Here is a 12,885-nt window from a genome sequence, read left to right as displayed (position 1 = left end):
GCATTTTTGTCTACATATTTATAAAGATCATAGGGAAACAGTTATATTTTTAAAACATACCATTTTCATTCACTGTTTTGGCAGGGACGTCTTGAGAAAGCATCCACATTTCAGCAATTTCATTATTTTCTACGCGGAAGATTTGGACTACAGATTGACCGGCATCGTCAGCGTTCTTTTTCATCTGACTTTGGATCAATACAAGGTCACCTTCTGCAACCATATTAACTACAGTAGCAGTGCTGTCCGGGTTAGCGCGGAATTGAGCAAGATAGTTGTTCACTAATGGTTCAATACCGTCTTTCATTTTCACATTATGTTGAACCAATGATTCACTCACAACGCCTGAAGCCGCATCCGTATTATGCTCTACAAAAAAGCTGTTAAAGAAGTTGCTTACAAATTGAGCATTAGAAGCTACGACTGCTTTATCGGTAGCAGCAACATCTGCGCTCGTAGACGCACTTGGTAGTAGATTTTGGATCATACTAGAAGCACCTGTTACTGGTTGAACCGTATTCCAGTGCTCTACAATTTTACCATCGGTTACACGGAAAATGTCTACAGCCGCTTGACCGGGATCATCTGGATTAGCCATTGGGTAATTCATGACAGCAACCAGATCATTTTGACCGATCATACCTTTGACATTGACTTTGTAATCAGGGTTCGCTTTGATAAAGGAAGCGATATACGTTTTGAACGCTTCTTTACCTGTAGCAATCATAGGATCATGTTCTTTGTAATCGTCTGCAAGATACATATCTATTTTATCGGTCTGATGCCCATTGAGTACGTCTTGGTACATACTCGCAACAACTTTTTTGTTTGCTACGATTTTAGCATTTTGAGCAGAAGCTGACTCTGTGCTAGCCGGATCAGTAGAAGTACTACCTTCTGTCGGTGTCGTTGCTTCTGGATTGGTAGCTGATGGATTACCAGTGCCTGTATTTTCAGTAGTAGGCGTGGTTGCAGGTTGATTTGTCGTACTGGAATTACTGTTACATGCTGCAAGAGCAGACATTAACAAAATACTGGTTAGGATTAAACTGATTTTTTTCATCATAAAACTCCTTTGTCATAAATAGTGAAGAATCGTTTGCTTAGCAAACATCACTTTTAGCATATGCTAGTAGAATGCGACACTTTCAATTAGAACAGATTTTTGCGAAGTCAAAGACCTATTCGGTAGAATGGTGTCCTTTTTCTATTACCCATAGTTATCTATGATATCCCTAAAATGACAAAATCGACAACTTTCACGATTGATCCAAAACAGTAAAAAACCGTCTCCCTATACTAGCAAAGACGGTCAGATCACAGGTTATGTTGCACTTTTGGCGGAAGTTCTATAATTCCAGAGGAGCGACTTGTACTCGGTATGCTTCTAGCTTGGATGTCAGTTTGTAATTAGATTGTGCCGCCAAATCCATCAATCCATGCAGGTCACTAAGAAGTGTACTAGACGGATAATCTTCTGCGGTATCCGTATCATTTAACAAATCGAGATACTGCTTTTTGGCATCAGGATCGATAGTTTTGGACGTGCTATCAAATAGTGGAGTGTTGTCTGCACCATAAAATACCGTATAAACAGCATAACTATAATTTTGTTGAATAACTGATAGGCGATTAGAATGAGGATATTTTAAAATAAATTGCTCCATATCCAGTGTGCGTACTAATAACTTATCCCATCCGATCACAAGCCCTGCATCCATCAGCGCTGGCTCATCTGACTCTTCAGCCATAATATCTACATAATCATTAATGTCTTTGGTGACATAGTCGTCATACGCATCATACTGATCGTAGTCAATAATAGGCATGTAATAGCCTTCGACATTGATAATTTGATAACCGCTATTTTTGGTGTTGGACAGTAACTTTTTAAGCGCTGGATCGGTAGTGCGTTTGATCATATCTTCTATTTTTTCATCACCATATACACCGGTTGAAGCATACATATTCATCAGTTTCTTTTGGATCGATTCGGTATATTGATCTGTCCAAGCATCCAGATATTTATTTTGAGCATTTTCCAAAGTTAGAACCAGTAAAGTACCAGTGGAAGGAGTCACTTTTTTAATATTCTTTTTGAGGTAAGAGACTGCTTGGGGAAGTTTGGAACTGCTTGTGAGCATTTTTTTGAAATGAGCAACAGTAATTGTAGATGAAGAAGATGTTGATGCCTGGTTAGTGGTACTTTTTTTGGCGGGAGATGCAAGTTCAGCCGTGCTTTCAAATGAAGAATTAGTCGTAGGGAGCGTAGATGTCTGTTGTTGACTACATCCTAGCGTCTGTAAAACAAGCAATGTGGCCACAGCAGATATAGTGATCGGATTGGATAATTTCATTAGTAATCATTCTCCTCGATAGAAAAATATAAATACATATCCACATCAGATTCAACAAAATAACGATACCAAAGCTTTATGTATATCCCTACCCTTGCTTATCTGAGGTGAACCGAAAGTAAATACAATGTCATTTTTGCTCGCGATTGAGATCATAGAAGGATGTAAAAGTATGAAATGGATTGTAATTGATAATGATTATCATTAAAATAGAAAGAAGTATAGATAGGTATTCAAGTAGAATAGGTTTGTTCAAAGGGGTTAATCATGAATCTAGATCATTATATCAAGCTGTGGAATCAAGCTTCTGTTCAAGTCATGGATGTTCAGCATCATGTACTGACAGCTAAGCAATTATCACTACCATATTATGTACCGGAAAACGGATTTTTATATACTGTTCGTGGAAATGCGTTGATTACGATCAATGATAACACATACACAACAGAACGATTTCATATTATTCATAGTGGGAAAGAAAGTATCTTTCAGATTGAAGTATATGACGAGTTATTAGAATACTATCTGATATTATATCGACCACAATTATTCACCTCCAATTCATCTGCCCGCTCGTTATTAGAGCATCATTCGGTATTAGATACTGCGTATGAACTTAAACCACATCATCCTATTCTGTTGCACGATAAAATCAAACAATTGCACCAAGCATGGACATATGTTCATCCATTACAACAATTGCAAGTCCGTACTTCTTTTTTGCAAATCGTATATGACATTTTGGAACAGTTACAGACCGCAGGTCATCAGCCCACAACTACAGATCTTGTCTCGCAAGCTATTCGTTATATTCACGAGCATTATGAAATGCCGCTTACGATTGATTCGCTGGCTACTATATTAGAATGCAGTCCACGTCATCTAGCCCGATTATTCCGCAATAGTGATATTGGTCAAAGTCCATCGGATTATCTGATTCAGTTTCGTATGCAAAAAGCGAGTGAACTGCTGATTCAGACAGAGCTAACCTTACAAGATATTGCGATTAATGTGGGCTATCAAGATGGATATTATTTTAGTCGTATGTTCAAAAAGTATATGGGCTTGTCTCCGATACGTTATCGTCAACAACATCGCCAGAACGTACAAAGTCTCAATATGACATCCAACATGTCCGATTTCTCTATTGTTGGGTTAGATGGACACCGCTATAGTGATAATGATTCTCAAAACATTATAGTAAGTGGAGGTTCTTTAATGATGCATAATCCGATAAGACGTTCAGCAGTGTTGATGCTGCTTCTGAGTTTTACTCTTTTACTGGGTGCTTGTTCAGCTCCCGCTTCTTCAACAAGTCAGACCGCTTCAAGTAAGCAAAGTGCAAGCGAAGAAAATGCAACACAAAGCTCTACACGCACGATCACTCATGATCTTGGCAGTACCGAAGTGCCTGATCAACCGAAGCGTATTGTTGTATTAGAGCAAGGATTTACCCAGACTGTGGCAGAACTACAAGTCAAACCTGTCGGTGTAGCAGATGATAATAAACCTGAACGGTTTCCGCAAGACACGCTAGCTTATATTGAAGGATATACATCTGTAGGTACACGCTCGGAGCCGAATTTGGAAGTTATACGTACCCTTGAGCCGGATCTGATTATTGCAGATACAAGTCGTCATAGCAATGTATATGAAGAATTATCAGCGATTGCACCTACAATTGTTTTCAAAAATGATACAGCAAATTATTCCGATATTATAAATTCTACTCAGGCGATCGGTGAAGCTTTGGGTAAAGCAGATGCGACAACAGCGATGCTAGCAGAACATCAACAACAATTGGAGAACGTAAAGCAATCGATTAACAGTAATCAATCTGTGCTTATTATTGCGGCTGATGAAGAAGCAAGCAATTCGTTCCAAGTACGGACAGATCAAGCATTTCATGCTTCCTTTCTTCAAGCGTTAGGTATGAATTATGCTTTGACTGATGCAGAAGAAGTAAGCCAACTGATGACTACAGAACAATTATTAGCGATCGATCCTGATCAACTACTCATTTTGATTAATGAAGATGATCCCTCTGTATTAGCAGGGCAAAAAGACAATCTACTCTGGAATCAATTAAAAGCTGTGCAAACAGGCAAAGCGCATGAAGTTGAATTAGCCAAATGGTCCAGACAACGCAGCATCCCGGCATTGAACCATATTATGAGTGAAGCGACTACTTATTTTAAATGATCAAAAAGCTGATCTTAGTAGCAGGGAGTCTAGCAATCTTGATCATACTGTTGATGCTCTCGCTAATGATAGGTTCGTCCTGGATTACTTTACCGACAGTGATCGATTATGTATTTCATTATTCTACGACAGTCAAAGAACATATTATTTTGCATATTCTAAGAATGCCGCGCACAATAGCAGTAATACTAATTGGTGCTAATCTCAGTATTGCTGGCTGTATTATGCAAGCTTTGACCCGTAATCCATTAGCTTCTCCTAGTATATTTGGAATTAATGCAGGCGCTTCTTTTATGATCGTCTTGTGTACGATTGTTTTACCTGCTGTCAATGGATGGATTCTAGCAGGAGCAGGTTTTGCAGGTGGACTGCTAACAGTCATGATCGTATTGATAATGAGTGTTGCGATTCGCGGAGGTAAAGTCGAAGTTCGTATGGCATTAATCGGTGTGGTTATTCAAGCATTATTATCTTCGTTTACACAGGGATTATTGATCTTTAATGAAGAATCGGCTAGCAAAATATTGTTCTGGCTTGCCGGATCAGCAGCAGGAGTCAAATGGGCCGAACTCAGACTATTAGCGATCGTAAGCGTTATTGGCTTGATCATGGCTATAGGTCTTAGCCGTTCGTTATCTCTGATAAGTCTAGGTGATGATATCGCACGCGGACTCGGTCAGAAAATATGGACAGTACGTGTGGTTGGTAGTGTGATCGTTATTTTGTTAGCAGGCATATCGGTTTCTGTTGTTGGACCGATTGGGTTTGTCGGATTAATCGTACCGCATATTACACGTTATCTTATCGGAACAGATTATCGATTGTTGATTCCTTTTGCCGGAGTGTTTGGAGCTATTTTATTAACGCTTGCAGATATCGGTTCTCGGTTTGTACATTTTCCAGCAGAGACGCCTGTAGGGATCATAACAGCTCTAATTGGTGCGCCTTATTTTGTGTATTTAGCTAGACGGCAGAGCAGGAGTTCATTATGAGTCATTCTATCGGGAAAAAGCGAAATGTTATGATCATGATCGGGCTTATTGTGATTACTTTTGTTTTGATCATGATAAGTATTCAAGTAGGTGCTGTCGATATAAGCTGGCAAGATATCGGCAGAGCATTTACACAGTATGGAGATGCTGATCTAGCCTATATTATTTTTCATTATCGATTGCCTCGCATTATACTGGCGATCTTAGTAGGTAGCGGGCTTGCAGTGTCTGGTCTGGTGGCACAAAGCATTTTACGTAATCCTTTAGCAGCTCCTGATACACTAGGGATTTCGGCAGGAGCTGCTTTAGGAGCAGTCTGTACTGTACTTCTTTTGCCTGTAGATATACAGAGTACATGGCTGACATCGCTAACAGCTTTTGTTGGTGGAGCTCTCGGTGCTTTTTGCGTATATCTATTATCTTATCGAAATGGAGTCGATCCTGTTCGGCTGGCATTGGTTGGGATTGCGGTGAGTGCTTGTGGAAGCACACTGGTACAATTACTGATTACACAATCGTCTGCGAATACGAATACCGTTCTTTTATGGTTAAATGGTTCGTTATGGGGACGTAATTGGGAGCAGGTGGTTCAATTAGCACCTATTATTCTGATTATTGTACCTATCGTCTGGATATTAGCAAAATCTATTGATATTTTCGGATTAAGCGAAGAATCTTCCAAAGGGCTAGGATTATGCATAGAGTGGATGCGTGCTATATTGCTGCTACTGACAGTTATATTAGCCAGTGGTTCGGTAGCGGTTGTAGGTATGGTAGGCTTTGTAGGTCTGGTGAGCCCTCATATTGCACGGCGCTTGGTATCTGGTGGTCATCGTTATTTTGTGCCAGTAGCAGCACTGGTCGGGGCGATCATGATGTTACTGGCAGATGTGATTGGACGTGTTCTGGCGCCACCTCTGGAGTTTCCTGTAGGATTGGTTACTTCGGTCATTGGAGCACCGTATTTTTTATTTTTATTATGGCGTGAGTATAAAAGCAAAAACCGTACAGGATGAAGTTAAATCTGTGCGGTTTTTTGGCGTTTCTTTTACGATTACAGCGATTGTTTGATTGATAAGGAAGAAGGCAAACGTTGTTCTGCATGCTGAATAGCATCTTGCATAGCTTGATACGGATCGGTGATCATCGCACCATGACCTACAGCAAGTAAACTTGGTTGTAATGCTACTAATTTGCGAGCACTTTGTAGAGATCGTTCTTTGCTCCATGTCGCCAGAGCAGGGAAAGGAAATGTCAGACGTACTGAACCTGCCACAGCGATCCCACCTCTAGTCTGCAAAGCATCACCAGCTATAAGTGATTGATCTCTAGTATCCCACAGCGAAATAGAGCCTGGCGTATGACCCGGTGTGGCGATGACTTGAAGAGAACCTATTCGATCCCCTTCATTAAGCAAAACAGAAGGGCGAGTTTGTAGACGCTTGGGAACACTCCCTTTGATCTTAGTCTGAGGTTCATCCGCATCCAAGCTCATATCACCGATCATTAAGCGTGCATCTCGCTGTGATACATAGACAGGTATATCAGGATAAAGCTGACTTAATGTATCTAATGAACCGACATGATCATCATGGATATGAGTTAGAACGATAGCGCCTAACGGTTTGCCGATCTGAGAAATCGTGTGCTGAATACCTTTATAACTATTTGGCAATCCTGCATCAATTAAAGTCACACTGGACTCTTCTTCGACGATATAACAATTTACGGGAAATATGCGTGGTAAAAAAATAAGTTGATGTAAGTTGTTCTTGCTAATTATTTTCATATCAATCACCTCTTGATTACACTATAAACTAATAGTATTAGTTAAATCAATAACTATATTAATTATTTCTAAAAAAATTATAAGTCTTTTGTAAAAGAAAGAGTTTTTCTTTACTAATCTAACGATGATTCTGTTACCAAAAAGCATAAAAATACACCACTCTACAGACAGAAGTAACATATTTAAACGTTACTATCTCTGTACAAGTGGTGTATTTGCTTATTTATGATTGGACTCTACCGTATGCAGACCTTGCAGAAAAGTATTAATAATCAATTCAAAACTTTGATTTATATCGACATTCAAGCCAAATCCACCGATACGTTCGAGTGAGCTAAAGCCATGCAAAACACTGCGTAGTCCACGTATGGCATGAATCAAGGCTTCTTCATTCAAATCAAAGCCGGTTAATACTTGCATGAATAATTCCAACATTTGATGTTTGCTATCATTGATCTCTGCATCATCTATATCTGATGTATAGAACGTAGCTTCATATAATCCGGGATGAGCACGAGCAAATTCCAGATAAGCGCGCGACATTTCACGTATCGCTTTATCTTCAGATCGTCCTACCGCAGCCCGCATCAATGCGTCTTTGAGTTGATCCAATCCTGTTAATGCCATTTCACGACGTAATCCCGGTAATCCGTTCACATGATTATACAAAGAAGGCGAACGAACCCCTAGCTTCTGAGCTAATATCGTAAGTGTCACTTCATTCCATCCACGTTCATCTGCTATTTCTGTAGCTGCTTGCAAAATAGAATGAAGACTAAGCCCGGTGCGAGGTGGCAAAGCATAACCCTCCTTTAACTATACCTGTTCGTAGAATATGAATAAGATTTGTGTATAAGCTAATGATATTCATCAATCTTATTTATTGTAAGCGATAGGTATACCTTTAGCAAAATAAAATGCAATCTTTCTATTTTGATTTATTCAATAATACATAGGCTTGCTGATCTTTTTATTTGCGCATAAAAATAAATTTCTGTCCGACTACACCGATCACAAATAACAACAAACTTACCCATGGAGCAATCGTAATCACAGGCATCACTTCACGTAAAAAGATTCCCACACCAAAAATCAGTACCAAAATCACCAGATACGTTAAGATAGCGCGTGCATTGATTTGCATACCTGGCTTTGTTGCATCACTTTGTTCAACAGGCTGATCGGTAAATCTTGTAAGCATTTCGACCAGAGCAATCGAACCTACCGCTACAATAATAAGAGTCGCTACATTGATCTGCCCAACAATGCCAGAATCGCTAATACTGATTTTGAACAATCCCATTAATGCTTGAATAAGAAATACCCATGTTAACGCTACCCACGGAATCATCAAGTAATACATCGGCTTGCTCAATTGTTTCTTTTCCGGTAAATTACGAATTAATATATTGCCGTACTCTATCGATTCTTTACCGAATAACTGTTTGGCAGTTTTACCTTTTTTCTGCGCTTCTAGCAAATGATGACCCATTTCTAAAAGCAATTCTTCGCCTGCTTCACGATCAATTCGTGCATCCCGTACATGTACAATAACATCATCATAATAATCCAAATTTTCTGGTTTTAATTGATCCCGTACGACGTTAATATTTTTAACCATTTGGCGTATTGAGCTCATTATTCATTCCTCCATTCTCGTTGTTCGAAGCTACTATTTTGCCATACTTTCCTTGCGTTGACAATGATCTAGCGTTAATGATAATATGGTTTCAAGATTAAAGCATATTAAACTGATCGGAATTGTTTATTTAAGAGGAGGAATCATCATGGAACGCAATATCGTCATTCGACATCACGACTTGGATCTGACAGCTAGTATTCATTATCCTGAACAGGAACCACAATCAGCAGGACGAGGCAAAAGCCGTACACCGCTAATTGTGATCTGCCATGGTTTTGTTGGCAGCCGTATTGGAGTGGATCGCCTATTTGTTAGTACAGCCCGTGAATTGGCGGCTGACGGTTATATGGTGGTTCGCTTTGATTATGCAGGTTGCGGTGAAAGTGGCGGCGACTATGGCAAAGAAGGACTTGAATCAATGGTCGCTCAGACTCGTACTGTACTGGATTATGCAATGAATTGCAGTGACATTGATCCTACCCGCGTCACATTGATCGGTCATAGTCTGGGTGGTGCTGTAGCTATTCTTACTTCTGTACGTGATCATCGTGTCAAAAGTCTAGTCCTCTGGTCAGCAGTAGGACATCCATTTAACGATATTATCAAATTAACCGGTCGGGACAAATACGATCAAGCTGTGATCGAAGGACAAGCCGATCATTTAGGTTACTCGTTTACACCTGTATACTTTGATTCGTTAGGCAATTTCCAACCGTTTCAAGAAGCCAAGCAATTTGGTGGCGATGTGCTGGTGATTCATGGTACAGGGGATGATGTGATTCCAGTAGATTATGCCTTTTTGTATCAAAAAGTATTCTGGACACGTTCAGAAGGACGTTGTGATAAAGAAATTATTTTCCAAGCAGATCACACGTATTCCAATGGAACCCACCGCCGGGAACTGCTGGACAAAACCCGTCAATGGCTCACCGAACGCAAAGTCGCTCAGACCGATTGGCAACACTGGATGATTTAAGCGTTTGGCAATATAAACGCGATTTCTTCTAGTGTAATCAACCATGATTTTTGCATAGCAAAATATCTTACATTAAGCGCTTGGCAATATAAGCGCGATTTCTTCTAGTGTAATCCTTTACCAGATCATTCACCAGTGGTATGGTAAGAAAGAACAATCGAATAGTTACTGATTTCACTAGGGGAGCCTGTTGGCTGAGACGAAAATTCAATTTCGGACCCTTGGAACCTGATCTGGATTATACTAGCGGAGGGAAGTGGAGGCTGAATTTTCACTCATGTTGTGATATACCTGAATGAATGTTTGACCCATTTGTCTCTTCTGGAGATGGATGGGTCTTTATTACGTTATAGGAGGCAATATCAATGACTTTTCTAGCCAAAGTACGGGCGCAACATCCACTGATTCACAATATTACCAATATGGTCGTGACTAATTTTACAGCGAACGGATTGCTGGCGCTGGGAGCTTTTCCTTTTATGGCATATGCGCATGAAGAAGTAGCCGATGTGGCAGCTATAGCGAATGCAGTTGTGCTTAATATCGGTACGCTTGATCCATACACCGTCGAATCGATTCAACGTGCAGGACGTGCAGCGAATGAATCAGGTGTGCCTGTTGTATTTGATCCGGTAGGAGCAGGAGCTACCCCGTATCGTACACAATCGGCTTTGCAAATTATCGAACATGTTCAAGTGGATGTGTTACGTGGCAATGTGGCTGAAGTGGCTAATGTGATCGGCGAATCATGGCAGATCAAAGGTGTCGATGCAGGAGCAGGCGAAGGCAATATGATCCAGATCGCAGAGCAGGCTGCTCAAAAATTAAAGTGCATTGTAGCCATCACCGGTGAAAAAGACGTCGTAACCGATGGACAGAACACCTATACCATTGCTAACAGTCATCAGATATTAACACAAGTGACAGGCGGCGGTTGTCTACTGAGTGCCGTAGTCGGTGCATTTATCGCAGTCGCTGATCCTGCACAAGCTCAAGAACGTCTGGAAGCCGTAACAGAAGCTTTAGCATTTTACGGTATAGCCGCAGAGATTGCCTATGAACAGACAGCAGGGCAAGGCACAGGCAGTTTTCAGATGCAATTTATCAATCAATTGTCTCTAGTCACCCCGGAGATCGTAACTGCACGAGCCCAGATCACTTCATCCAAAGCTTAATATTGAACATACATTCATATGATAAAGGAGCGAGACAAGATGAACGTGTATCAAGCATTGACGATTGCAGGTTCAGATAGTGGAGGAGGCGCAGGCATTCAGGCCGATCTCAAAACATTTCAAGAACTCGGTGTCTATGGCATGTCTGTTATTACCGCTATCACAGCGCAGAATACGACAGGGGTACAAGGTGTCTATCCGGTTCAGATTGAAGGTGTTGTACAGCAATTGGATTCGATCGGAACGGATCTACAACCCCACGCTGTCAAAACAGGGATGTTATTTAGTGCAGAGATTATTCGTTATGTCGCAGCAAAAGTAAAACAGTATCAATGGCAACATCTAGTGATTGATCCGGTGATGGTCGCTAAAGGAGGTTCTGTGCTGTTACAACAAGAAGCGTTGCAAGCGCTGATCTCTGATCTGATTCCGCTGGCAGAGATTATCACGCCTAATTTGCCAGAAGCTGAGTTATTAACAGGTCTATCGATTACCAATCTACAGCAGCGCGAACAAGCCGCCAAGCAGTTTGTAGAAATGGGAGTAACATATGTAGTGATCAAAGGTGGACACGATACATCGACGTCTACTGTAATCGATCTGTTATACGATGGAAAGCAATTTGATTATTTGGAAAGTCAGCGGATTGATACGCCTCATACTCATGGCACAGGATGTACTTTTTCAGCGGCATTAACAGCAGAACTTGCTAAAGGCAAAACTATTTATGAAGCTGTACATACCGCGAAGCAATTTATTCAAGCAGCGATTGAAGATGGATTGGGTATCGGTTCCGGTCATGGGCCTACCAATCATTTTGCTTATCAGCAAAGGAGCCGAGTCTATGATCACCAAGCCTGATACTCAGCATATACGTCAGTATTTACGCCTTTATCTAGTGATGGGAAGCGTCAATTGTACTCGACCACCAGAAGAAGTATTAAGGTCTGCTATTGCAGGAGGGATCACTCTTTTTCAATTTCGGGAAAAAGGGGTTGGAGCTTTAACAGGGCAAGCGTATTATAAGCTGGCAGAACGTCTGCAACAGATATGCCACACTCATCAGATTCCGTTTATTGTGAATGATGATGTAGAGTTAGCGATCGCTCTGAATGCGGATGGAATTCATGTAGGACAAGAAGATGCACCCGCGGATCAGATTCGGGCACGTCTAGGGGATGATAAAATTATTGGTGTATCTGCTCATAGCGTAGCTGAAGCCAGACAAGCTATTGAAGATGGCGCTGATTATTTAGGCATAGGACCGATCTACCCTACAATCTCTAAAGCTGATGCGCAAGCCGTACAAGGAACAAGCACTATTACAGCACTTAAGAACCATCATATTGAGGTTCCATTAGTCGGTATTGGAGGAATTCATGCAGGTAATGCCGAGCCGATCTTTACCGCGGGCGCAGACGGAATAGCAGTGATCTCTGCGATCGCAGGGCAGACGGATATAGAACAAGCGACGCAGCAGTTAAATACGCTTACCCGTCGATTGATTGCGAACTAATCACCACGATATGATGTAATGCTGAATACATGTTTGTTGATCTCATCAAAAAAAGCCATTCGGTATACCGTAGCTTACAGTACGGTGTGTCGAATGACTTTGAATGGTAAACACTATTTTCTGTTTGTATAGTGTAACGTAACAGTAGGTTCTTTCCGCTATCCTTATGATGATCTGTATGTTACTGCGAATAACATCGATCATTCTGTAGAAGCCAAGTAATGCGTTTATTTGTA

12 protein-coding genes and 1 riboswitch are annotated in these 12,885 nt (G+C 40.9%); of the genes, 7 read left to right on the top strand and 5 right to left on the bottom strand.

The window, feature by feature from the left end; translation table 11 throughout:
• Positions 1-49 precede the first annotated feature (49 nt).
• Positions 50-1,063: a nuclear transport factor 2 family protein gene (locus tag QCD85_RS05685; protein WP_274170948.1), complete on the bottom strand. Its 1,014-nt coding sequence runs from the start codon at positions 1,061-1,063 to the stop codon at positions 50-52.
• A 286-nt stretch (positions 1,064-1,349) separates the two neighbouring features.
• A complete protein-coding gene (locus QCD85_RS05680; RefSeq protein WP_301261916.1) occupies positions 1,350-2,357 on the bottom strand; it encodes a hypothetical protein in 1,008 nt (335 codons plus the stop codon).
• A gap of 267 nt (positions 2,358-2,624) precedes the next feature.
• On the opposite strand from QCD85_RS05680, the gene QCD85_RS05675 reads away from it, so the two are divergent.
• Genes QCD85_RS05675 through QCD85_RS05665 form a run of 3 tightly spaced genes read left to right on the top strand, consistent with a single transcriptional unit; the run spans position 2,625 to position 6,567 of the window.
• On the top strand, positions 2,625-4,559 hold the full coding sequence (locus QCD85_RS05675; protein ID WP_301261915.1) for an ABC transporter substrate-binding protein: 1,935 nt from the start codon (positions 2,625-2,627) through the stop codon (positions 4,557-4,559).
• A 38-nt stretch (positions 4,560-4,597) separates the two neighbouring features.
• Positions 4,598-5,551 carry a FecCD family ABC transporter permease gene (locus QCD85_RS05670; RefSeq protein ID WP_301261914.1) on the top strand — a complete coding sequence of 318 codons (954 nt, stop codon included), beginning with the start codon at positions 4,598-4,600 and terminating at the stop codon, positions 5,549-5,551.
• Positions 5,548-6,567 (top strand): FecCD family ABC transporter permease, encoded by a 1,020-nt coding sequence (locus QCD85_RS05665; RefSeq protein WP_301261913.1) that lies wholly within the window; start codon positions 5,548-5,550, stop codon positions 6,565-6,567. Before QCD85_RS05670 ends, QCD85_RS05665 begins: the two co-directional genes overlap by 4 nt.
• A 38-nt stretch (positions 6,568-6,605) precedes the next feature.
• Here QCD85_RS05665 and QCD85_RS05660 read toward each other — a convergent pair whose 3' ends face one another.
• From QCD85_RS05660 to QCD85_RS05650, 3 genes are all read right to left on the bottom strand, one after another.
• The gene (locus tag QCD85_RS05660) at positions 6,606-7,340 is read right to left on the bottom strand and encodes an MBL fold metallo-hydrolase (RefSeq protein ID WP_301261912.1); all 735 of its coding nucleotides are present in this window, start codon (positions 7,338-7,340) and stop codon (positions 6,606-6,608) included.
• A gap of 219 nt (positions 7,341-7,559) precedes the next feature.
• Positions 7,560-8,138: a TetR/AcrR family transcriptional regulator gene (locus QCD85_RS05655; RefSeq protein ID WP_301261911.1), complete on the bottom strand. Its 579-nt coding sequence runs from the start codon at positions 8,136-8,138 to the stop codon at positions 7,560-7,562.
• A 172-nt stretch (positions 8,139-8,310) separates the two neighbouring features.
• On the bottom strand, positions 8,311-8,979 hold the full coding sequence (locus QCD85_RS05650) for a DUF1129 family protein (RefSeq protein WP_273614911.1): 669 nt from the start codon (positions 8,977-8,979) through the stop codon (positions 8,311-8,313).
• Positions 8,980-9,127: 148 nt separating this feature from the next.
• Between QCD85_RS05650 and QCD85_RS05645 the strand changes: the two genes are divergently transcribed.
• From QCD85_RS05645 to thiE, 4 genes are all read left to right on the top strand, one after another.
• Complete coding sequence (locus QCD85_RS05645) at positions 9,128-9,958, top strand: alpha/beta hydrolase (RefSeq protein ID WP_273614912.1); 831 nt, start codon at positions 9,128-9,130, stop codon at positions 9,956-9,958.
• 169 nt (positions 9,959-10,127) lie between these two features.
• Positions 10,128-10,230: riboswitch (TPP riboswitch) on the top strand.
• Between the two features lie 93 nt (positions 10,231-10,323).
• Positions 10,324-11,133: a hydroxyethylthiazole kinase gene (gene thiM / locus QCD85_RS05640; RefSeq protein WP_301261910.1), complete on the top strand. Its 810-nt coding sequence runs from the start codon at positions 10,324-10,326 to the stop codon at positions 11,131-11,133.
• A gap of 39 nt (positions 11,134-11,172) precedes the next feature.
• A complete protein-coding gene (gene thiD, locus QCD85_RS05635; RefSeq protein ID WP_301261909.1) occupies positions 11,173-11,994 on the top strand; it encodes a bifunctional hydroxymethylpyrimidine kinase/phosphomethylpyrimidine kinase in 822 nt (273 codons plus the stop codon).
• Entirely contained in the window at positions 11,978-12,649 is a 672-nt protein-coding gene (gene thiE / locus QCD85_RS05630; RefSeq protein ID WP_301261908.1) for a thiamine phosphate synthase, read from the top strand. Before thiD ends, thiE begins: the two co-directional genes overlap by 17 nt.
• Positions 12,650-12,885: the final 236 nt, after the last annotated feature.

The sequence above is a fragment of the Paenibacillus sp. PsM32 genome (assembly GCF_030433815.1).
In the GTDB taxonomy this organism is placed as follows: Bacteria; Bacillota; Bacilli; order Paenibacillales; family Paenibacillaceae; genus Saccharibacillus; species Saccharibacillus kyungheensis.
Note: the sequence above shows the minus strand (reverse complement) of the source record. Positions and strands in the feature narration are given on the sequence as shown.

Coding starts and splice junctions, on each gene's coding strand:
- QCD85_RS05675 (WP_301261915.1), top strand. CDS start 2,625: ATGAATCTAGATCATTATATCAAGCTGTGGAATCAAGCTTCTGTTCAA.
- QCD85_RS05665 (WP_301261913.1), top strand. CDS start 5,548: ATGAGTCATTCTATCGGGAAAAAGCGAAATGTTATGATCATGATCGGG.
- QCD85_RS05680 (WP_301261916.1), bottom strand. CDS start 2,357: ATGAAATTATCCAATCCGATCACTATATCTGCTGTGGCCACATTGCTT.
- QCD85_RS05650 (WP_273614911.1), bottom strand. CDS start 8,979: ATGAGCTCAATACGCCAAATGGTTAAAAATATTAACGTCGTACGGGAT.
- QCD85_RS05685 (WP_274170948.1), bottom strand. CDS start 1,063: ATGAAAAAAATCAGTTTAATCCTAACCAGTATTTTGTTAATGTCTGCT.
- thiM (WP_301261910.1), top strand. CDS start 10,324: ATGACTTTTCTAGCCAAAGTACGGGCGCAACATCCACTGATTCACAAT.
- QCD85_RS05645 (WP_273614912.1), top strand. CDS start 9,128: ATGGAACGCAATATCGTCATTCGACATCACGACTTGGATCTGACAGCT.
- QCD85_RS05660 (WP_301261912.1), bottom strand. CDS start 7,340: ATGAAAATAATTAGCAAGAACAACTTACATCAACTTATTTTTTTACCA.
- thiE (WP_301261908.1), top strand. CDS start 11,978: ATGATCACCAAGCCTGATACTCAGCATATACGTCAGTATTTACGCCTT.
- thiD (WP_301261909.1), top strand. CDS start 11,173: ATGAACGTGTATCAAGCATTGACGATTGCAGGTTCAGATAGTGGAGGA.